The sequence below is a fragment of the Pedobacter insulae genome, assembly GCF_900113525.1.
GTDB lineage: Bacteria > Bacteroidota > Bacteroidia > Sphingobacteriales > Sphingobacteriaceae > Pedobacter > Pedobacter insulae.
This window is the reverse complement of the sequence record NZ_FOPP01000011.1, coordinates 122,112-142,207: the sequence shown is the minus strand read 5'-3', so window position 1 is coordinate 142,207 and position 20,096 is coordinate 122,112. Positions and strand designations below refer to the sequence as shown.

Sequence of the window (20,096 nt, the reverse complement as noted above, 5' to 3'; positions counted from 1 at the left end):
TAAAAACTAAACCATTAAAGTGGCATCATTTAAACCGTAATCGCTGGCACTAACAGACCGAAATAGCTGGCACTATTCGAACCGTAATATCCAAGGGCCACCAAACAAATTAATATAGATACTTTCTTCATCACGAAATGGATTGTTTTTTTACATGTACGAGAATAATAGACAAATCGTTACAACACCATAAAAAGTTTGCTTAACAAACTTGTATCTTAGTTTATCAAACTCTCTTTTACGAAGATAAATTATGATTGCATTTAATAGAAGAAACTTCCTCAAAAAATCTAGCCTTGGCTTGCTACCAATTGTTGTTCCTTTTGGAACGGCCGCAGCATTTGACCCTAACAAAAATCAATTCCCTGATGTCGCCCCAAAAGTGATCAAATTATTTGGAGACGGTGAAATGTTCGAGCCTGGAGATTATCTGAATGAGTTGCAAAAAGCACATGCGGCAACTGCTATTGTAAAGGATAGATACGGTGTTGGGGGTGTTATCGAAGCACTCGAAGAAAAGTTTTGTGAATTAACGGGCAAAGAAAAGGCAATTTTTATGCCTAGTGGCACCATGGCCAATCAGCTGGCAATAGCAGTGTTAAGTGGCGATAAGACGAAGGTATTTGTACAAGACACTAGTCATGTTTATCGTGATGAAGCCGATGCAGCACAATCTTTATTTCAAAAACGCTTAATGCCATTGGCTAAAGACGAAACTTATTTTACCGCCGAACAGCTACACAGTGCCATAGCGAATTTAAAAAACGAAGAAGTTTTTGAAAGTGGAATTGGTGCAGTATCGATAGAAAATCCTGTTCGCAGAACGGATGGAAAGTTTGTGCCATTGGAGGAGATTAAAAAAATTAGTGCTTATTGCCGAAGTAACAACATCAAACTTCACCTTGATGGAGCAAGGCTTTTTATGGCCTCTGCTTGGACCGGTGTTTCTATCAAAGAATATGCATCTTATTTTGACACTACTTATATTTCGCTCTATAAATATTTGGGTGCAAGTGCGGGAGCAATGCTTTGCGGGCCGAAAGAAGTTATTGATAAAATGGCGCATTTAATAAAAATACATGGGGGTGCCATGTATGGAAATTGGACTAACGCAGCGATGGCTTTATATCGGTTAGAAGGGTTTGAAACTCGCTTAAACAATGCAATCAATGCAGCTAAAGAAATAGCAAGTAGTTTGAACCAGCTCCCAGGTATTAAGATTGAACCGTTAGCTGGAGGCACAAATATTTACAGCATTAAACTGGCGAAAAATATTGATGCTAAAAAGATGCAGGCAAAACTTAATCAAGAATTTAATATCCGAATGCCAATGCCAAACGCTGCAAATGAGGGCACCATCATGATCAATGAAACTTTACTCTATCAACCGGTAGCTTATATCGTGAATGCGTTCAAAAAAAGCATCTAGATAAAACAAAATTTACAAAGCCCAATTAAACAGCACTCCAATCCCTAAAAAGTCTACTTCCTCTCTATGTCCATATAGTTTAGCTTGGATGGCCAGCCAATTATTTGCTTTGTATTTAACGCTCCCGTTCCAATAGGTATAAATTGGCCAGTAACTGTTAAAATAAAGATAGCGTCCATAAATTGCCGTCAAGCTCAATCTTCGAATACTTATTGTTGGACCCGCCCCTACTCCTACTCTCCAGCTAGTTAAGGATGTTGCCTTAGACTGATAAGTTGCTGTATAACGCTTGCTATCGAAGACGGAATAGTAGTAAACTGCATCCATGCCGGTGCTTAGGCCAAAAGAAGGGTTAAAATTATATTTGTATCCAAAAAAAACACCTGATTTATACAAGTTCCGTTTCTGATAGAATACGCCTCTGTACCCGATATTTACACCCAACTCTAAATTGTGTTTGTTAAAATCCGGATTCTCATACTGAACCAGCTTAATGGGTTTATGTTGAATGAGATACTTCTTTACGCCCAGATTGAAGTCGACAATATTTAATCCATTATTTGGAACGCGCATAGCAGCATTTGAATAATGTGCGATACTTAAGCCAGCCAAAATTGCTTTATAGGCATTAAGACCCAAACTCAACTTTAGGTTTGCCGTAGGTGAAAAATTGAGATGACTGCTGGTAATTGGATTACTGTGGGTATACCACGTTTTAGCTAAATAACTAATCCCCATTCCTGGCGATAAAACCAGCCTTAACCTTCGATTGCCCATCGAAAAATTGAGCATACCGATTAAGGCAAACATGTTTCCAAATTCACCTGGTTCTAGCTTTTCAACTACATGGATTTTACTCAAATCTTTATAGTTAAAAACTACGTCAATGCCCTTTAAATTTAAATCATTTAGCAGGCTAAAATGGTAGGCTAAAGATTTCCCAGTTGCGTAACCTGCAATTTTATTTGCTCCGTCTGAAAATACTTGAATGGATAGTTGGGTATTGAACTCCAAAGCATTTCCTAAACCTTGTGCTTGGTGTTTATTTGGAAGTAGCATTAAGGCAAAACATGAAGGCATTAAATAGCTTGATAAAGTTTGTAACGACATGGCATCTGACTTTTAAATACCTTTAACTAGTCAAATCAAACGCCATAATGGAAAAGCTACCTAAACAATCTTCTTTTACCACACAGCACAATCATTTATCACCGATTTCATTAATGAAAACTTGCTCTATGATGGTGCAAAAAAGGCAATTTATTGCTCATCATTCATCTTTTTTACACAGCAAGAGTTTAAAGGCGGGCTTGCAAATTCCTTTACCGTTTGGTTAAAATCACTCTACCGGTAACTAAATGGAATTCATAGATCCGGTACAATCCATCGTCAGTAATTTCGATGCTTTCTACCAATCCTGTTTTACTAAAGGTATCAGTTACCAAATCTCCGATTTTAATATCTTGAAGTTGCTCAATAGGGGTATCGTCGTTTATTCGAATCATTTCTTATTTAATTCATAGCCCATTTCATTCCTGCCCATAAATGCTTAATGAACAAAGGATCCACAAAACATTCTTTCGTATGTCCCATGGCCGTGTAAAAAACTTTTCCACCATCGAATTCGTGATACCAGCTAATTGGATGATCATTTTTCATATTACCACCCTTATAAGATGTTTCATCAGCCTTAATTAAAACCTTAACATCACGGTTAAAGTTTTTGAAATTATACCACTCATCTTTATGCATCCAGGGCTGTGGTAGTCCCTTTACCATTTTATTTTGGGGCATTACAATATCTAATTTTATTTCTTGCACATTGGGGTGACTCTCAAAATAGCCACCAATCATTTTCCCATACCACTCCCACTCATAGCTAAAGTCTGTAGCGGCATGAATGCCAACCAAAGCTCCCCCTTTGTTAATATATTCTTTTAAGGCCGCTTTCTGATCGGCATTGAAAACATCTGTTCCTGTTGGACTTAAAAAAACCAGTAATTTATAATTTTTTAAATTCTCTGCTGTAAAAGCAGCGGCATCTTCTGTGGCATCAACTTGGAAACCGTTTTCAGTGCCTAACTTTTTGATAGCCGTTATCCCTGCAGGAATTGAGCTGTGTCTATAACCTTTGGTTAACGAAAAAACAAGTACACTTGTCTTTTTACTTTTACCCTGGCAGGATGTGTTAAAGCTAAAAAATATCGATGCAAGTAAAATAAAGGGGATAAATTGCTTCACTTTATACATGGCTAATTAGTTAGGGATTAGATTATAAATATACTAATTTATCCAGCTTTTAAAGATGGTAACCCGCGTTTTTCTGAGGGTAATAACTTAAATTTCTGATAGCAATGTAGCACATAATTTTTAAAATCTTCAGCTTTTGCACGCTCTATAAATTGTAGTGTTGGTCGGTAAAGCACTAAAAACGCATCCAGTTCTGGTTGCTTGATAGGTAGCAATGAGGCAACGGTCTTTAAATTAAACCTTCTGTCTATTATTTTCTCCTTCTCTTCCCTTTTCAACATCTTTACAAATTGCCGAGCATGCTTGCTTTCTTTAGTAAAATAGTTAGAGGGATAAAAAAGTAAACCTCTTCCTTGTTTTAATAGGATTGGATTTGCTTTATTGAAAACATGCGCATATTGTTCCCTCAGGGTTTGCTGTCCGGAAATTACCACGGTACTTAAAATGTTCTTGTCTACCGCCATGTACCTTCTCAATGGCTTGAGGTCGACCAACATGAGCGTATCCGACCTATACCCTGGCCTGCGAAAAACCAAAAGATGGTTCATTTTTGCTATAATCGTGAATTCACCATAATCATTGCTAACCGTTTTCTCCTGATTCGTAAGGTTTATTATTTCAACATGAGCAATTGGCTTTCTAGAGGCTTGGTCGAAAACAATTCCATTAATCTGCGCATGCACATCGGCAACGAGCGAAATAAGTATTACCAGTAAAAAAAATGCTCTTTTTAAACCCACGTCTAAAGATAGTTCTCTGTATGATAGGGTTTCTTTTTTTAACGATTTTTAACCTATTAATGAAAAGTATTAAGGTATAGTTTTTCAACTTTTTTACGTGCCCAGTCTGTCTTACGCAAAAACTTAAGGCTTGATTTTAGCGTCGGGTTATTTTTAAAGCAATCTATCTTTACCAAATTCCCCATTTCTTCCCAACCATAATGAAAAAATAACTGCTTAACGATAAACTCTAATGTTAAACCGTGTAGAGGATTATTTTTTTGTTCCTGTAGTGCCATTGTGCAAAGATAGTGAAAAACAGAAAATGTTTATCTCCCATTAATTCACCGTACTTCTACAGCATTTTACTTTCAATGCCGAATACCCATAAAACACCAAAAGAATAAAAATGTGATAGTTTTTTTACTTCTTCCACAAAAAAAGCCCCGATCGAGATCGAGGCTTTCGGTTGAACCAGTAAAAACTATTTATCTTTTGTAAATACAAAGCTGTCTGCACCAACTGCTAATGTTAACTCATTTTTTGATGAATTAAACTCAAACTCTAGATTTCCAGCCTCGTTTACGAAACGACTACCGCTTACAAATTTAAGCGAAGCTGCAGGTTGCGCTCCTAATTGCGCCGTTAAACCGCCATTATTTTTAGCGATTGTTATCTTAACTGGTGCCTCTGGGTTTGAATAGCTACCCAGAAAAGCATCTAAGTTAGCTGGAGGCGTAGTTGATGCTGAAGCTGTGCCATCTGCAGTCCATATATTATTATCTGCATTTCCATCTGGAATTAATTGTTCAGGGTCTAAAACAACTTCTGTGATTTCCTCTGTTGTACTATAGCGAACTAACCAGCTTGTATTTTTCATCCAAACATCAACAGGAACTCTAACCGTTTCCTTTTTACCACTTTTGGTGGTAATCTGCAAGATAATTGGCATCGGCATTTTCTCCAAATTATTTACCTTAATGGTGTATCCTGCAAGTTTACCTTCTTTCATGATGGGTTTAACATCAGTTACACTTTGATCTACTTTCCAGCTGTTCATGAACCAACTTCTCCAAAACCAACTCAAATCTTCACCAGTTCCATTATCCATCGAACGGAAAAAGTCGATTGGTGTAGGGTGTTTGTAAGCCCAATTTTTAATATACGCTTTAAAGGCATAATCAAAACGCTCTTTACCTACAATTTGATCCCTCAATAATTTTAAACCTAACCCCGGTTTACTATAGAGGTTGTATCCGATATTCATTTCTCTCATCCCATCAGGCATCAGCATTATATTTTCCAGATTAGGATTTCCCAAGGTCTTCCCTACGCCATGCCACCTAGTTGGGCGTGGTTTATATTCGCCATTGTTAAACTCACTACTAGACAGACCATTGATAAAAGTATTAAATCCTTCATCCATCCAGCCGTACTTGCGCTCATTTGATCCTACAATCATCGGGAACCAAGTATGGCCAAACTCATGATCAATTACACCCCAAGCTCCGCCCATTTTGGCAGTCCACCCGCAAAATACAATACCTGGGTATTCCATACCACCAATATTTGTCGCCACGTTAACCGCAGCTGGGTATGGATATTCGAACCACATTTTTGAGTAATGCTCAATACTTGCTTTCACATACTCAACTCCTCTTCCGTAACTATCCATGCCGTTACTTTCTACGGGCTGTGCCGAAACTGCTAATGATTTTTTTCCACTAGGCAGGTTAATACGCGCTGCATCCAATACAAAAGATTTCGATGATGCCCATGCAGCGTCACGCGCATTGGATATCTTGAATTTCCATGTCAGTTTATCTTTAGCAGGTCGAGACTTAGGGTCTGTAACTTCCGATTCAGCACGGATGTGAACTGTAGCATCACTCAACTTCGCTGCATTCCATCTTTTTAATTGTTCAGCAGTAAATACCTCTTGTGGATTTAACAACTCACCAGATCCAACTACAATATGACTTGCAGGAGCAGTAATGGAATAAGTTATATCACCAAATTCGCAATAAAACTCACCACCACCCCAATAAGGCAAGGTATTCCATCCTAACACATCGTCGTATACGCACATCCGTGGGAACCACTGAGCAATAGCGAAAATTTCACCATTTTTTGTCGTTAAGTGACCTGTTCTATCCGAACCTTCTTTTGGCACGATATAAGAATAATCCATTTTAACGACTACGATATCGCCATTAGCCGACATTGGCTTATCTAAACGGATCTGCATGCGGGTATCTTCCACCAAAGAAGTAAATTTAACTGGGGCCGCTTTTTGAGATACACTTATATTTTTAATGGTATATCCACCCTCAAATTTTTCGCCTTGGGCACCATAACGGCTTCCTGGAGGCGTAATTGCATAGCCTCTTGAAGTTTCTTTAAAGGTATTTTGATCCAATTGTAGCCATAAGTAAGGTAATTTGTCGGGACTATTATTTTTGTAAGTAATGGTTACTGTACCACTTACCATATTTTTGGACTCATCAAGATTGGCAGTGATGGTATAATCCACACTGTTTTGCCAATATTTTGACCCAGGTGCACCACTTGCTGACCGAAATTCGTTTCCATTTTGAGTATAAAATAGTGGACCGAATGCTTCTGCCGGACTGTAATTTGTACTTGCAGAAGAAGATTGTTGTGCAAAGCTGGTTAAGCTATAAACGCATATAGCAAATGCGCATAAAAAGAATTTAGTATAAGATTTAAACATATGATTGTTATTTTGGATAAAGGTAATGGCTAATTAAAACTTTCCAAATAAATGTTTGTAAATTAGTTGTTAATTGGCTTAAGTAAGGAAGGTCGGTTCCGCTGATTAACAGGAATTTTTAACCAGGCGCGATAAGCAGTAGCTGTATAATATGCGTAATTGAAAGGTCTTTCTGCCCTTACCTGAGCTACCGTCGGTCTAAACAAACGCATAAAACTTTTCAAATCTGCACTATCAATCTTGAGCAAATCTTTAACGAACTCCTCTGTAAAATTATCATTGATTTCCTCATTGAAATGCTCATACTCCTCCAACTCTTTAATTTTCGCTTGTTGTTTCTTGAATTTATCATAGCCTAATGTTAAACGCAACCCTCCCCTTTCTTTCGAATAATCTACCTGTCTGGTTGGCATTGCATTTGGGTCTTTTAAATCTAAAAAAGGAGAAATTTTGGTGCTGGTTACATTGACCGTATTCAACGCATTTACTGAAACGCGTAAGTATATATTTTTAGGGAACAATTTGGTCAGGTACACCGTATCTGTTTGATAACCTGTCATTCCGAAGGACACTAAATCTCCGACTTTGGCAGAAATTGCAAAATGTCCATTCTTATCAGTTAACGTGAGTGCTTTGGAGGTAAGATTCTTAACTGTTGCCCCCTCTATTGAGGTAGATCTGTTGATGTTATCAAAAATATTCCCTGTTAATACACCCTGAGCCTGTGATAGGATAGGAACAAGAAAAAGAAATAAAGCAAGGATTTTCCTGGACATACTCAAATTTAACGTTCTTTCACAGTAAATTGTTTCCATTTAACAAACTTTAACTGAAAAGGAGCATTAATCAGTGCCGACATTGAAGGAAGAAGATGTTCTAAGCTAGTAACAGCATGTGAATAAAATCTTTAAACTTGACAACATTTAAAGGTTTTGCTAAAAAATAATCTATTCCAATATCTTTCTTCAGATCGTCTTCGGCAATAGTAGTGGTAGATATTACAATGATTGGAGTATCTTTTGAAATTTGTTTTATTCTTTTTGAAGCCTCAAAACCGTCCATTTCTGGCATATAAAGATCCATAATTACAAGACTGATATCGGTATTTTTAAACTTCTCAATGGCATCAACACCATTAGTGGCTACAATTAATTCAAACTGATAACTTTTGAGGATTTGCTGTATCAGCAAGACACTCATCGGTTCATCTTCAACGATTAATATTTTCTTCTTTTTAGTTGAATTGCCTCTAAAATTAAATTTCACTGGTGTGGTTGTTATGTTTTGATGTAAATATAATTAATGAAAAGTTAATTCCAATATTAATTTGGCAATATTTGGATCATCCTAAAACTACTTTAATTTACTTTGGAAAATTGCCTCATCGAATCCAATTGTAATTGCCTTACCATTTTGCTCCAAAATAGGCCGCTTAATAGCACTTGTTGAGTTTATTAAATAATTCATTATTTTGTCGGGAGAGTTAATTAATGATTGCTCTTCCTTGCTTAATTTCTTAAAAGTTAAGCCATTTCTGTTAATTACTTTTTCAGCGCCAAAGGCATCAAACCATTCTTTTAGTTTTTCTGCAGTAACGCCTTTTTTTTTGAAATCGTGGAACTCGAAATCAATTTGGTTTGCTTTTAACCAATTTTGTGCTTTTTTAACTGTATTACAATTTGGGATGCCATAAAGGGTCATAAGTTGGTAGGTTTAAAGTTGACAGTCAAATTTAAACACTTTAATTACATAAAACTTCAGTTTGTCACATTTTTAAAGGTGTTAGTCACATTTTATTTAAATGAATACGCTCATCTTAGTAAAATTGCAGCATAAAACAAAAAAGATGAATTTTAAAGATTTACAAAAGATTGAATTTTGGGTAGCTACTGGATTATATCTCCTGGTTATTTTTTTAATGGTTATTAATATAGACAGCGATACACTTTCGGGTAGGTTCTATTCCCGCCAAATTTATTCGTTTAAAAATGCTGGTATTAATTTTTCCTATTTACCCCATTATTTCTTGCCCAAACTATTAAGCACCACCTATGTATATCTGGTTTTTCTCCTCCTTAATTTTTATTTAATTCCTACACTTATCAGGCAAACTAATTTAATCCTGAATACATTTTTGCTCCTTTCTGTGTTTTTCTTATACGGTTTATTTATGAGCATTGGCTATACCTATAGTCAGGCCTATTTGTTGGTAGAATACAACAATATCACGGAAGCTTACACTCATCTCTTTGTAAAAGGATTCGCGCAGGCCACCTATATAATTTTGATGTTTTCATTTTATGTGCTAACGAAAACTTTTCTACCAAAAATACTTACGCATTTTAATCAGAAATATCAACATCCAAAAATCCTGAATGAATGTGTGATCGCATTCGTAGCTTATGTATTTATCTTATTCCTGTTAGGTACACAAACCGACAGAGATTATTACGGGATCATCTGGGCCTTTGTAGTTCCCCTTGGGATCTTACATTATGGCTATTCGCTTTACCGTTTAATCCCAGATCTCAAAAACATGAATATCGGATTTTGGGGCTTTTTATGGCGTAGCATCCTTTTACTGGCTTTAACAGGCGCTATTGTGGCAGCTGTCGCAATGATTTTTTCTCACGATGACGAAACTTGGCCCATTATATTTAGTTTCAATATGGGTGTTCATTGTTTCTTTACTACGCCTTTAATATGGGTTATTTACAATTATCGGCTCAAAAATAAATCTGAAATCAGCTTTTTAAAGAAAGAACTTGGAAAATCTGATGCCAGTTTAAGTTTCTTACAGTCGCAAATTAATCCCCATTTTTTATTTAACGCTTTAAATACATTGTATGGTACTGCTTTACAGGAAAATGCCGAACGCACAGGAGAGGGGATTCAGAAATTAGGGGATATGATGCGTTTTATGCTGCATGAGAACGTACAGGAGAAAATTTCACTTACACGTGATATAGACTATCTTGAGAACTATATTTCCCTACAGAAACTCAGAACCTCCAGATCAGCTGACATCGCTATTGAAACTAAAATCGACGAGCAGCTGAATAATTTTCAAATTGCTCCCATGTTATTAATCCCTTTCGTAGAAAATGCCTTTAAGCACGGGATCAGCTTACAACACCCCTCGCATATTAAAATAACCTTACAAACAAAAGAAAATACACTCTATTTTGACGTGCATAACAGCATCCATATTAAGCCAGATCACGATCCGGAAAAGTTAAAAAGTGGGATTGGATTGGAAAATGTAAAACAGCGATTGGTTTTGTTATATCCCGGCAAACATGAACTGATTATCCGCGAAAGCGCAAAAGAGTTCTTTATTCATTTAACATTGCAATTATAATCATGCTTAGATTATCCACCCTTGCCTTTTTAGTACTGGCATCATCGACAATAGTAATTGCGCAGACCAGACCTGCAACGGATAGCTTGGTATTGACGGAATTCTCCTCAAAAATCCTAGCGGAAAAGAGACGAATAATTGTACACCTTCCGCTCAATTATCTGAAAGAGCCTACAAAAAAGTATCCGGTTATGTATGTATTGGATGGCGGAAATCAAGATATTCATACGTCTGATAAAATTTCGGTTTTAGCAGGAGCCAGCATAATTCCCGAATGTATTGTGGTTGGAATTATGAATACTAAAACTAGTAGAAATAGAGATCAGACGCCCCCCTTTATGCAAACAGAAACTGAAGACCCGGGGAGTCTAATGGGTAATGGAGATCAGTTTTTGACTTTCATTGAAAAGGAACTTATCCCAAAGATTGACAGTAACTATCGAGTGAATGGTTATAAAACACTAACAGGTCATTCGAGAGGAGGCTTATTTGTTTTATATACGTTGTTAGAAAGGCCAGCTCTTTTTGATGCGAGATTTTGTTATAGCACACCAGTTTGGCGTTTTAATGATATCATAATCAAGAAAATTGAAAACTATATCAAACAAGCTAGCTTTAATAAACCCAGTTTATTGTTCTTAAGCGCAGGAGCCAATGAAACTACAAATATTGTTGGTGGTTTTAATAGGCTTAACATCGTTTTGAATGCAAATACTCCAAAAAAGCTGACCGTTAGAAATTATTTAACTCCCTTAGCAGATCATCAACAGAATCCTTTATTCGCTACTTCGAAAGGATTAGTGGAATGGGGTAAATTTTACGAAACTTCAAATAACGGACCAACGAAATAAATATGAAAAAGTCGCTTAAAATAATTTTGTTATGCATTCTTAGCATTTTGTGCTTCAATAGTTATGGGCAATTTAGGTTGACCGGAAAAATTAAAAATTACGCGGGTGTCGAAAAACTTCAAATAAATATTCCTGTAATATATGGTTTTCACAAAGAGAACAGCATCGATATTCCAATATCAAAGGATGGGTCTTTTGCGGCCAGCCTATCGATCCCAATGCAGAAATTTGCGAATATTATTTTTCTGAGAAAATTCCATACGTTATTACTTTCGCCCAACAGCAATCTAGATGTTGTGTTAGATGCGAGAGACAGTACACTTAAACTGATTAGCGGCAAAGCCTTAGCTGAAAGTAAGGTGATGCAAGGTGTAAAATTGGAGGAATACCCTTTCTTTTTAGCTAATGACCCCACTAGAACTTATACAAAGTACACGCTAAAACAACTAAGAAAGGAGGTAATCGAACCCTATTTCGCTCAACAAGCGGAGAAGATTCAAAAGGTCAAATCTTCAGCGATTTCTACTCATGATAAGGCTTTAATCTCTACTGAGCTAACCTGTATTGCTTATAACTATTTAAATGACTTTGCACGAACTGGAATTTCAAACAGACCGCTAGTAGATAGTTTAATTCTTTCTATTTTCGATAAAAGCGACCAACATCCATCAGCTCTGCCAGCAGGTCCGCAATATTATAGTTTTTTAGATAACTATGTCCGGTACTTGGAGACGAAAGCTTTCTTTACGGTGAAACCTAATCAGCTTGGTAAAAATGAACTTATTCCTTATTTCGGCATTACCTTAGACAGCGCGAACAGCATCGTTAAAAATTTTGGGAAGCCTTATTGGCGCTGGATTGGAAGCATTAAAAATTTACCATCAAAGGTGGTAGAACCATACACCTATCAGCAATTAGTTAACCTATACAACGATAAAGATTTGAAGTTAATGATTGGACTAGCTGAAGCGTTTAAACAAAAATTCCCAACAAGCAACTATCTTGATGACATCCACTCAAAATTAAACTCACTACAAGAAAAATTAACTAAAAACATCCAAAATACAAGTATTAAAATAGTTGATAACTATGAAAAGATGACATCAATTTATGAGGTCATCAAATCGTTGAAAGGAAAAGTTGTTTATTTAGATGTTTGGGGAACTTGGTGCGGGCCGTGTAAGGAAGAGTTAAAATTCATTCCCAATTTAAAAACTAAGTTTAAGGGGAAGGAAGTTGCTTATCTTTATTTGGATTTAGATGAGGACGATTTAGATAGTTCCTGGCGTGATTTTATCAAAATAAACAACTTAGAAGGTCTTCATCTTCGCAAAACCAGGCAGACGATTATTCCTTTTTGGAAAGAATTGTTAGCAAACACCAACGACAAAGCAGAATATTACCCGCAATATTTTATATTTGACAAAGAAGGTAAACTGGTTGTGAGTAAAGCTAAAAGACCAAGTGAACAAGAAGAATTATATAGTCAGATAGAGAAATTTTTGAATTAAATGATTGCTATAGCGATAGATGATGAACCAATTGCACTTGATATTGTAGCTGCGCATGCTGCAAAAGTTCCATTTGTTGAATTAAATGCACGCTTTACAAACGCATTTGATGCAATTGCCTATCTTCAACAACATAAAGTAGACCTAATCTTTTTAGACATCAAAATGCCGGATATAAGTGGTATCGATTTTGTTAAAACACTCACTAGGGCACCAATGATCATTTTCACAACGGCTTATAGCGAACATGCGGTACAGAGCTTCGAACTCGATGCGGTTGACTACTTATTAAAACCTTTTTCATTATCCCGATTCTTGAAAGCTTGTCACAAGGCAAAAGAATTATTTGACTTACGTAGTAATGCAGGAGAAATTAAAAGCGCTTTTATCTTCGTTAAAGATGGCTACGAACAAGTGAAAGTACTTTTAGAAGACATTCTGTATATCGAAGCCTCTGGAAATTATACACAACTCCATTTAACGGGCGACAAAATGCTTAGCTCTAGAATAACCATTAATGAATTACTCGACTTGCTTCCTGCAAAAGAATTCATAAGAGTTCATAGGGCATTTATCATTGCTAAAAGCAAAATCAACAAATATGACAGATCGCAGATTTGGATAAATGATAAAATTATACCTGTAGGGGCAACTTATTCGCAGGGATTACAGTTATAAACTTATTGATTTTTCGATCCAAGGGTAGATTAATCTTTGATTATAGCTATAATTCCTTTAGATTTATTCCCATTATAAATCATCAACCTATCACGATGTTTAAACTATCTTTTAAGCAGCAGGTCTTTAGTGGCTTTGCAATTACCCTTGTCTTTGTACTAATTTCAGCCGCAAGCTCCTATCTAAGCATTCAGAACTTAAATGATGATTCAAATTTACAGGCCCATACCCACGAAGTAATTGACAAAATCAGAGAATCTGAATTCCATTTATTAAACTCTGGCACCAGCTTTAGAGGATATATTATCACACAAAGAGATAAATATCTTATTCCTTATACCCAATCTGTAAATAAGATTTATCCTGCTATTAAGGATCTTAAAATGCTCGTTAGTGACAACCCTAAACAGGCTAACAATGCCGACTCAATTGGGCACTATGCCGAATTAAAAATAGCTGATATGGAGCTGGTGATTTCTACTAATAGAGCTAAAGGTCGCGAAGCTGCCATTGAGCTTATCCTCACCGATCGAGGTAAGTACTACAAAGATCAATATATAAAATTTAGTCAGCGGATGATTGACGTTGAAATGGAATTGCTTAAACAAAGAAAGCAAGAGACCAGTTTTAGCAGCAACCAGACTACGTTAATTGTACTGATTAGCGCGCTTATTATTTTCGGGCTTATACTATTTCTATTATCCTATATCAGAAGAACCTTTGATCAGCAAAAAGACACAGAAATTCAGATTAGAGAGAATAATGCGCAGTTAGCAAATTTATCGGCAGACAATGAGCAAAAAAATTGGTTACTATCTGGTGCTGCAAAACTGAATGAAGAAATTCGCGGTGAACAAGAGTTAAGTGAGTTGGCCAACCATATTATTAGTAGTATTTGCAATTATATAGATGCCCCCATTGGTGCTATCTTTTTGAGCAACGCACAAGATAAAAATTTGGAACTTACAGGAACTTACGCTTATCCCTTAAAGAAGCGAAAAGAATATTATGCTTTGGGTGATGGATTGGTTGGACAAGTTGCACTGGAGAAGACACAGAAATTATTAACAGATATTCCGGCCGATTACTTAAAAATTAATTCAGGGCTTGGGAACACCAGCCCCAACTATATTCTTTTAACGCCGGTCCTATTCGAGCATGAAACTATTGCGGTTATTGAATTAGGCCTAAAAGATGCTCCTAAAGAACCGACCACCCTGTTTTTGAACAGCGTTGCCGAAAACATAGGTATTGCCATCAATAGTGCATTTTCTAGGATAATTCTGAGAGATTTATTTGAACAAACACAACAACAAGCAGAGGAACTAGAAACCCAGCAGGAGGAACTGAGAACTACCAACGAAGAATTACTCTATAAAAGCAGTGAACTTCAAGCATCAGAAGAAGAACTCCGGGTGCAACAAGAAGAATTGCAACAAACCAATGCTGAACTTGAGGAAAAAGCACAATTGCTCGAAGAAAAAAATGTTTCCATTAGTCAGGCCCGCGAAGCCATTTCTTTGAAAGCCCAAGAATTAGAGATATCTAGCAAGTACAAATCTGAATTTTTAGCTAATATGAGCCATGAATTGAGAACTCCGTTAAATAGTATTTTAATTTTAGCTAGAATTTTAAAAGAGAATAAGCCTGCTAACTTAAATGAAGACCAGGTAAAATATGCGGGAGTTATCCAAAACGCGGGAACAGACCTATTAAATTTGATCAATGATATTTTAGACCTTTCAAAGATAGAATCTGGAAAGATCGATTTAACCATCGAGAAAGCATCTCCAGATGACATTAAAAGAGACATGGAGGCCTTATTTAGTGAAGTTGCTAAAAACAAGAAAATAAAGTTTGGGATTGCAATCTCTGAAGATTTACCTCCGGATTTTACGACGGATTTATCGAGGTTAGAACAGATTATTAAAAACCTGTTATCCAACGCTTTTAAATTTACGCCTGAAAATGGTGAAGTTATGTTAACCTTGTTCAAAGTACCGAAGCAAACCGTGTTCTATTCGAAACAACTTAAAGAACATACAGGTACTGTTATAGGTATCGCTGTAAACGATACAGGGATTGGAATATCGGAAGATAAACAATCGGTAATTTTTGAAGCCTTTCAACAGGCTGATGGTTCTACAAGCAGAAAGTATGGGGGAACTGGTCTTGGATTATCGATTAGCAAAGAACTATCAAGCATCTTGGGTGGCGAAATCCAGATAAAAAGTGAGTCGAATATGGGTAGTACGTTCACACTCTTTATTCCTCAGCACTTAGCGAGCAAAGATGTGACAGAAGTGTCCGAACCAATTCCGGTCGAAGAAAAACCATTGGTTACCTTTGCGCAACCCTTAAAAATAAACTCGGAAAAGAACACCTTATTAATTGTGGAAGATGATAAGAATTTTGCGGAAATTCTAAAAAATTATGCAATTGAAAAGGGCTTTAATCCCATCTTGGCGCATAGCGGGGATATTGGCTTGGATCTCGCCACTGCGAACCTGCCAGACGCGATTATATTAGACATTATGCTTCCGGTTATGGATGGCTGGACTATTCTTAAAAAGTTAAAAAGCAACCCGCTAACCAAGCATATCCCTGTACATATGATGTCGGCCGGAGATGAAAAAGATGAAAAGGCAATAAAAGAAGGAGCCATTGGTTTTTTAAAAAAACCAATAGGAGAAAACGAATTAGCCCATGCTTTTGACCTGCTCGGTCAGATACCTGGCAATCATGCGTTAAACCGGATATTGCTAATTGAAGACCAAGAATTACAAAGCAAAATTTTAGCGCAGCAATTAAAAGATACAGGTGTAAGCGTTGCGCAGGCATTTACTGGAAAAGAGGCATTAGCGTTGCTCAAGGAAACATCGTTTGATTGTATCATTCTGGATTTAAACTTGCCTGACATCTCGGGATTTGACCTGCTGGATCAGATTAAGGCACAACCACACCTGAAAACAGTCCCAGTTGTAATTAATACTGCCATGGAGCTTCAAAACGATCAAATGGAAAGGATTATGCACTACTCTGAGGCAATGGTACTTAAATCCAATAAATCTAATGATAGATTGATTGATGAAGTAAGTTTATTCATGAATAAGCTTAAGGCAGACGGAGCAACAAGTTCGGTTAAAATTAATAAAGATTTAGTAGCTTCAGAAAAATCATTGAACGGAAAGAAAATATTAGTCACGGATGATGATATGCGAAACATTTTCGCTCTTTCAACAGCGTTACAATCTTATGATATGCAAATTGTAATTGCTAACAATGGTCGCGAAGCCATTGAAAAATTGAATAGTGTCGAAGACATCGACTTGGTATTAATGGATATCATGATGCCTGAAATGGACGGATATGAGGCGATGACTCAGATTCGAAAACAGAAAAAATTCGATACCCTCCCTATTATTGCGTTAACTGCCAAGGCGATGAAAAATGATCGTGAAAAATGCATTGCAGCGGGTGCTAATGATTACATTTCAAAACCAGTAAACATTGACCATTTGTTGTCAATGATGAGAGTTTGGCTAAGTAAAATATGAGTATTCTAAAAAAACATCAACCAACGGAAATCAGCATCAAGGAATTACATGACTTAATTGGGATTATTAAGCATGTTCATGGTTTTGATTTTAGTGAGTATTCAGAAGCTTCTTTCAAAAGGCAAGTGACCAAAGTTCTGCAGCTGCAAAAACTAAGTGTTTTTGACTTACGTTCGTTACTTATAAATGACCAAGCCTATTTCGAGCAGTTTTTGCTTAAAATAACTGTTAACGTGACAGAGATGTTTAGGGATCCCCTTTTTTACAAATCGATTCGAGAAAACATATTGCCATACTTGAATTCCTATCAACGAATTAAAGTGTGGAATGCAGGATGCTCAAGTGGAGAAGAGTTATATTCCTTCGCTATACTTTTTGCGGAAGAGCATTTATATGACAGAAGTTTTTTTTATGGCACGGATATTAATTCAGATGTGTTAAAGATTGCTAAAAACGGAATCTACACCTTGAATAAAATGAAACACAATTCTGAAAATTATAGGGAATCTGGTGCTTTGCAATCACTTTCTAGATACTATACTGCAAAATACGACGCTGTTTCTATTAAACATTCTATTAAGAAAAATGTATTGTTTTCTATTCACAACTTAGTCTCAGACGGGGTTTTTAATGAATTTCAGGTTATTTCTTGCAGAAATGTACTCATTTATTTTAACAGGGATTTACAAAATAAAGTTCTCGAACTATTTTACCATAGTTTAGCTAGCTTTGGCTTTTTATGTTTGGGTTCAAAGGAAACACTAAGTCATACACATTTAAAAAGTCGGTTTAAGATTATCGACAAAAGGCATAATATATACCAAAGAATAGATTAAAAGATGGAAAAAATAAATATCCTGATTGTTGACGATAAAATAGAAAACATCATTGCCTTAGAAGCGCTATTAAAACGTGATGACACAAATATTATTTCCACAACCCTACCCAATGACGCACTTCGCATTTCTTGGGAGCAAGACATTGCCATAGCCTTAGTTGATGTTCAAATGCCTGAAATGGATGGCTTTGAACTAGTAGAAATCCTAAAAAGCAATCCTCGGACCAAAGATATTCTGATTATTTTTGTGACAGCTATTTCCATGGAAACAAAGTATGCCGTTCGTGGCTTAAATACTGGTGCTGTAGATTACCTTTATAAACCACTAAATCCATTTGTAACCTCCGCGAAGGTTGATTCATTTATTCAGCTTGTTCGAAATCAACGAGAAATCAAGAGTAAAAACAGTCAGCTTGAAAAATATCAGAAAGAACTTATTCAAGCCAAAGAGCTTGCCGAGCAAGGAAAGCGGATCAAAGAAAATTTCTTAGCGAATATGAGCCATGAAATCCGTACCCCAATTAATGGGATCATAGGATTGGTTAATTTACTTTCTCAAACCGAGATTGATAAGGAGCAAGCTGAAATGTTAAGTCTCCTAAAAACTTCATCCACGTCATTGTTAGGAGTAATTAATGATGTGTTGGATCTTTCTAAAATAGAATCTGGAAAATTCAAGATCAATCAAAGTGAAACAAATATCATTGAATTATGTAAAGCCGTGATCAATCTTCTGGGAATTGGCGCAAAGGAGAAGCAAATAAAATTAATCCTTGAGCTAGATGAAAAACTTCCGGAAAAGCTTATTACTGACTCTTTGAGGCTAAATCAAATCTTGATGAATTTGATTGGCAATGCCATAAAATTTACCAGTAGTGGATCGGTGACACTAAAAGTTGTTGTTTTAGATAAAAAGGGGAATAGTCTGAAAATTAAATTCATGGTTATCGATACCGGGATTGGGATTGCTAAAGAAAATATCGACAAGATATTTGAAGTATTTGAGCAAGCGGATGAGCAGACGACCGTAAAATTTGGCGGAACGGGTCTAGGGTTATCTATTGTTAAAAATCTAGCTAAGCTTAAAGGCGGAATTCTAGATGTTGAAAGTGAAGAAGGAGTGGGTAGTACCTTTAGTTTTACAAATTGGTTTCAAGTGGTTTCATCAGCTAAAGAAGATGAAAAAGTACAGGCTAAACCGACCCAATTACTTCCTTTTGAAAATGTTAAAATCTTACTTGCCGAAGACAATGCTATAAACACATTTTTAATTACCAAAATATTGAAGAGCTGGAATATCGAAGTTGTTGTTGTTGAAAATGGTCAGGAAGCGATAAACAAGATTGGAGAAGAAGATTATAATTTAGTCTTAATGGATACCTATATGCCGGTAATGAGCGGAATTGATGCCATAAAGTCCATTCGAAACGGCGCGGTACCGGGCAAAGAAAACATTCCGATTATTAACTTTTCGGCAGCCGTTTTGGAAGCAGACAGGAAGATTGCAATGGAAGCAGGAGCCAATGATATTTTAAATAAATCTTTTGAGCCGCAGCTGTTGCATGCCAAAATAAATAGTTATTTAAACAAATAACTATTTGTTAAATAATGTCATGGTTTGCGCAGCGCCGATAGTTGCGAAGCTCTTAATCATGCTTACCCCGCGGTTGATTAATGTTGGCAGCTCCTTTTGTTCGTCTTTGTCAAAGTGGCCCAATACATAGTCGGCTTGCATTCCTTTTCTAAAATTATCGCTAATCCCAAAACGTAAACGGGCATAATTTTGTCCGCCGCACAACTCTTCAATACTTTTTAAGCCATTGTGACCAGCACTACTGCCTTGCAATTTCATTCTTAACTTCCCTAAAGGTAAAGCAAGATCGTCGACCACAACCAATACGTTTTCGGGTAAGACCTTTAATTCTTTCATCCAATAATTAACAGCTTTACCGCTAAGGTTCATGTAAGTGGTGGGTTTAATCACGTGCAATTTTTTGCCTCTGTAACCAACTTCCGCGTAATAAGCTAATTTCAAGAGGTCAAAATCACCGCCCAAATCCTTCACTAGCTCATCGACAATATTAAACCCAATATTATGCCTTGTATTTGCGTATTCGGCTCCTATATTACCGAGGCCAACGATTAGATACTTCATTTTGTAAAGATAA

At 36.5% G+C, this 20,096-nt stretch carries 18 protein-coding genes; 8 read left to right on the top strand and 10 right to left on the bottom strand.

Translation table 11 applies throughout. The features are described from left to right. Positions 1-253 precede the first annotated feature (253 nt). On the top strand, positions 254-1,429 hold the full coding sequence (locus BM207_RS16770; RefSeq protein ID WP_090997059.1) for a threonine aldolase family protein: 1,176 nt from the start codon (positions 254-256) through the stop codon (positions 1,427-1,429). A 12-nt stretch (positions 1,430-1,441) separates the two neighbouring features. On the opposite strand, the gene BM207_RS16765 is transcribed toward BM207_RS16770, so the two are convergent. From BM207_RS16765 to BM207_RS16720, 9 genes are all read right to left on the bottom strand, one after another. After that, complete coding sequence (locus tag BM207_RS16765; protein ID WP_090997054.1) at positions 1,442-2,539, bottom strand: acyloxyacyl hydrolase; 1,098 nt, start codon at positions 2,537-2,539, stop codon at positions 1,442-1,444. Positions 2,540-2,751: 212 nt separating this feature from the next. Next, complete coding sequence (locus BM207_RS16755; protein WP_090997046.1) at positions 2,752-2,934, bottom strand: hypothetical protein; 183 nt, start codon at positions 2,932-2,934, stop codon at positions 2,752-2,754. Positions 2,935-2,941: 7 nt separating this feature from the next. Next, positions 2,942-3,679 carry a ThuA domain-containing protein gene (locus tag BM207_RS16750; RefSeq protein ID WP_090997044.1) on the bottom strand — a complete coding sequence of 246 codons (738 nt, stop codon included), beginning with the start codon at positions 3,677-3,679 and terminating at the stop codon, positions 2,942-2,944. 38 nt (positions 3,680-3,717) lie between these two features. Next, positions 3,718-4,419 carry a peptidase associated/transthyretin-like domain-containing protein gene (locus tag BM207_RS16745; protein ID WP_143095988.1) on the bottom strand — a complete coding sequence of 234 codons (702 nt, stop codon included), beginning with the start codon at positions 4,417-4,419 and terminating at the stop codon, positions 3,718-3,720. A 56-nt stretch (positions 4,420-4,475) separates the two neighbouring features. Continuing rightward, positions 4,476-4,697: a VF530 family protein gene (locus BM207_RS19035; RefSeq protein ID WP_143095987.1), complete on the bottom strand. Its 222-nt coding sequence runs from the start codon at positions 4,695-4,697 to the stop codon at positions 4,476-4,478. Between the two features lie 185 nt (positions 4,698-4,882). After that, positions 4,883-7,132, bottom strand: coding sequence for a M1 family metallopeptidase (locus tag BM207_RS16735; protein ID WP_090997038.1), 2,250 nt, complete (start codon positions 7,130-7,132; stop codon positions 4,883-4,885). Positions 7,133-7,194: 62 nt separating this feature from the next. Further along, complete coding sequence (locus BM207_RS16730) at positions 7,195-7,908, bottom strand: peptidase associated/transthyretin-like domain-containing protein (protein ID WP_090997036.1); 714 nt, start codon at positions 7,906-7,908, stop codon at positions 7,195-7,197. Positions 7,909-8,008: 100 nt separating this feature from the next. Next, positions 8,009-8,398 carry a response regulator gene (locus BM207_RS16725; RefSeq protein ID WP_090997033.1) on the bottom strand — a complete coding sequence of 130 codons (390 nt, stop codon included), beginning with the start codon at positions 8,396-8,398 and terminating at the stop codon, positions 8,009-8,011. A gap of 87 nt (positions 8,399-8,485) precedes the next feature. Further along, the gene (locus BM207_RS16720; protein WP_090997030.1) at positions 8,486-8,833 is read right to left on the bottom strand and encodes a Spx/MgsR family RNA polymerase-binding regulatory protein; all 348 of its coding nucleotides are present in this window, start codon (positions 8,831-8,833) and stop codon (positions 8,486-8,488) included. A gap of 145 nt (positions 8,834-8,978) precedes the next feature. Between BM207_RS16720 and BM207_RS16715 the strand changes: the two genes are divergently transcribed. The 7 genes from BM207_RS16715 to BM207_RS16685 all read left to right on the top strand — a co-directional run bounded on the left by BM207_RS16715 (position 8,979) and on the right by BM207_RS16685 (position 19,522). Continuing rightward, positions 8,979-10,493: a sensor histidine kinase gene (locus tag BM207_RS16715; protein WP_177217151.1), complete on the top strand. Its 1,515-nt coding sequence runs from the start codon at positions 8,979-8,981 to the stop codon at positions 10,491-10,493. Between the two features lie 2 nt (positions 10,494-10,495). After that, complete coding sequence (locus BM207_RS16710) at positions 10,496-11,344, top strand: alpha/beta hydrolase (protein ID WP_090997025.1); 849 nt, start codon at positions 10,496-10,498, stop codon at positions 11,342-11,344. 2 nt (positions 11,345-11,346) lie between these two features. Then, positions 11,347-12,855 (top strand): TlpA family protein disulfide reductase, encoded by a 1,509-nt coding sequence (locus BM207_RS16705; protein WP_090997023.1) that lies wholly within the window; start codon positions 11,347-11,349, stop codon positions 12,853-12,855. Then, a complete protein-coding gene (locus tag BM207_RS16700; RefSeq protein WP_090997020.1) occupies positions 12,856-13,533 on the top strand; it encodes a LytR/AlgR family response regulator transcription factor in 678 nt (225 codons plus the stop codon). A 95-nt stretch (positions 13,534-13,628) separates the two neighbouring features. Then, entirely contained in the window at positions 13,629-17,090 is a 3,462-nt protein-coding gene (locus BM207_RS16695; protein ID WP_090997017.1) for a response regulator, read from the top strand. After that, positions 17,087-17,926 (top strand): CheR family methyltransferase, encoded by an 840-nt coding sequence (locus BM207_RS16690; protein ID WP_090997014.1) that lies wholly within the window; start codon positions 17,087-17,089, stop codon positions 17,924-17,926. The genes BM207_RS16695 and BM207_RS16690 overlap by 4 nt, the downstream gene beginning before the upstream one ends. Positions 17,927-17,929: 3 nt before the next feature. Then, on the top strand, positions 17,930-19,522 hold the full coding sequence (locus BM207_RS16685) for a response regulator (protein WP_090997010.1): 1,593 nt from the start codon (positions 17,930-17,932) through the stop codon (positions 19,520-19,522). On the opposite strand, the gene pth is transcribed toward BM207_RS16685, so the two are convergent. Beyond that, the gene (gene pth / locus BM207_RS16680) at positions 19,523-20,083 is read right to left on the bottom strand and encodes an aminoacyl-tRNA hydrolase (RefSeq protein ID WP_090997007.1); all 561 of its coding nucleotides are present in this window, start codon (positions 20,081-20,083) and stop codon (positions 19,523-19,525) included. Between the last annotated feature and the right edge of the window lie 13 nt (positions 20,084-20,096).

Bases quoted from the DNA above. Each gene is read 5' to 3' on its own strand.
- BM207_RS16685 (WP_090997010.1), top strand. From the start codon at position 17,930: ATGGAAAAAATAAATATCCTGATTGTTGACGATAAAATAGAAAACATC.
- BM207_RS16715 (WP_177217151.1), top strand. From the start codon at position 8,979: ATGAATTTTAAAGATTTACAAAAGATTGAATTTTGGGTAGCTACTGGA.
- BM207_RS16720 (WP_090997030.1), bottom strand. From the start codon at position 8,833: ATGACCCTTTATGGCATCCCAAATTGTAATACAGTTAAAAAAGCACAA.
- BM207_RS16765 (WP_090997054.1), bottom strand. From the start codon at position 2,539: ATGTCGTTACAAACTTTATCAAGCTATTTAATGCCTTCATGTTTTGCC.
- BM207_RS16695 (WP_090997017.1), top strand. From the start codon at position 13,629: ATGTTTAAACTATCTTTTAAGCAGCAGGTCTTTAGTGGCTTTGCAATT.
- BM207_RS19035 (WP_143095987.1), bottom strand. From the start codon at position 4,697: ATGGCACTACAGGAACAAAAAAATAATCCTCTACACGGTTTAACATTA.
- BM207_RS16710 (WP_090997025.1), top strand. From the start codon at position 10,496: ATGCTTAGATTATCCACCCTTGCCTTTTTAGTACTGGCATCATCGACA.
- BM207_RS16735 (WP_090997038.1), bottom strand. From the start codon at position 7,132: ATGTTTAAATCTTATACTAAATTCTTTTTATGCGCATTTGCTATATGC.
- BM207_RS16750 (WP_090997044.1), bottom strand. From the start codon at position 3,679: ATGTATAAAGTGAAGCAATTTATCCCCTTTATTTTACTTGCATCGATA.
- BM207_RS16770 (WP_090997059.1), top strand. From the start codon at position 254: ATGATTGCATTTAATAGAAGAAACTTCCTCAAAAAATCTAGCCTTGGC.
- BM207_RS16700 (WP_090997020.1), top strand. From the start codon at position 12,856: ATGATTGCTATAGCGATAGATGATGAACCAATTGCACTTGATATTGTA.
- BM207_RS16730 (WP_090997036.1), bottom strand. From the start codon at position 7,908: ATGTCCAGGAAAATCCTTGCTTTATTTCTTTTTCTTGTTCCTATCCTA.
- BM207_RS16705 (WP_090997023.1), top strand. From the start codon at position 11,347: ATGAAAAAGTCGCTTAAAATAATTTTGTTATGCATTCTTAGCATTTTG.
- BM207_RS16690 (WP_090997014.1), top strand. From the start codon at position 17,087: ATGAGTATTCTAAAAAAACATCAACCAACGGAAATCAGCATCAAGGAA.
- pth (WP_090997007.1), bottom strand. From the start codon at position 20,083: ATGAAGTATCTAATCGTTGGCCTCGGTAATATAGGAGCCGAATACGCA.
- BM207_RS16755 (WP_090997046.1), bottom strand. From the start codon at position 2,934: ATGATTCGAATAAACGACGATACCCCTATTGAGCAACTTCAAGATATT.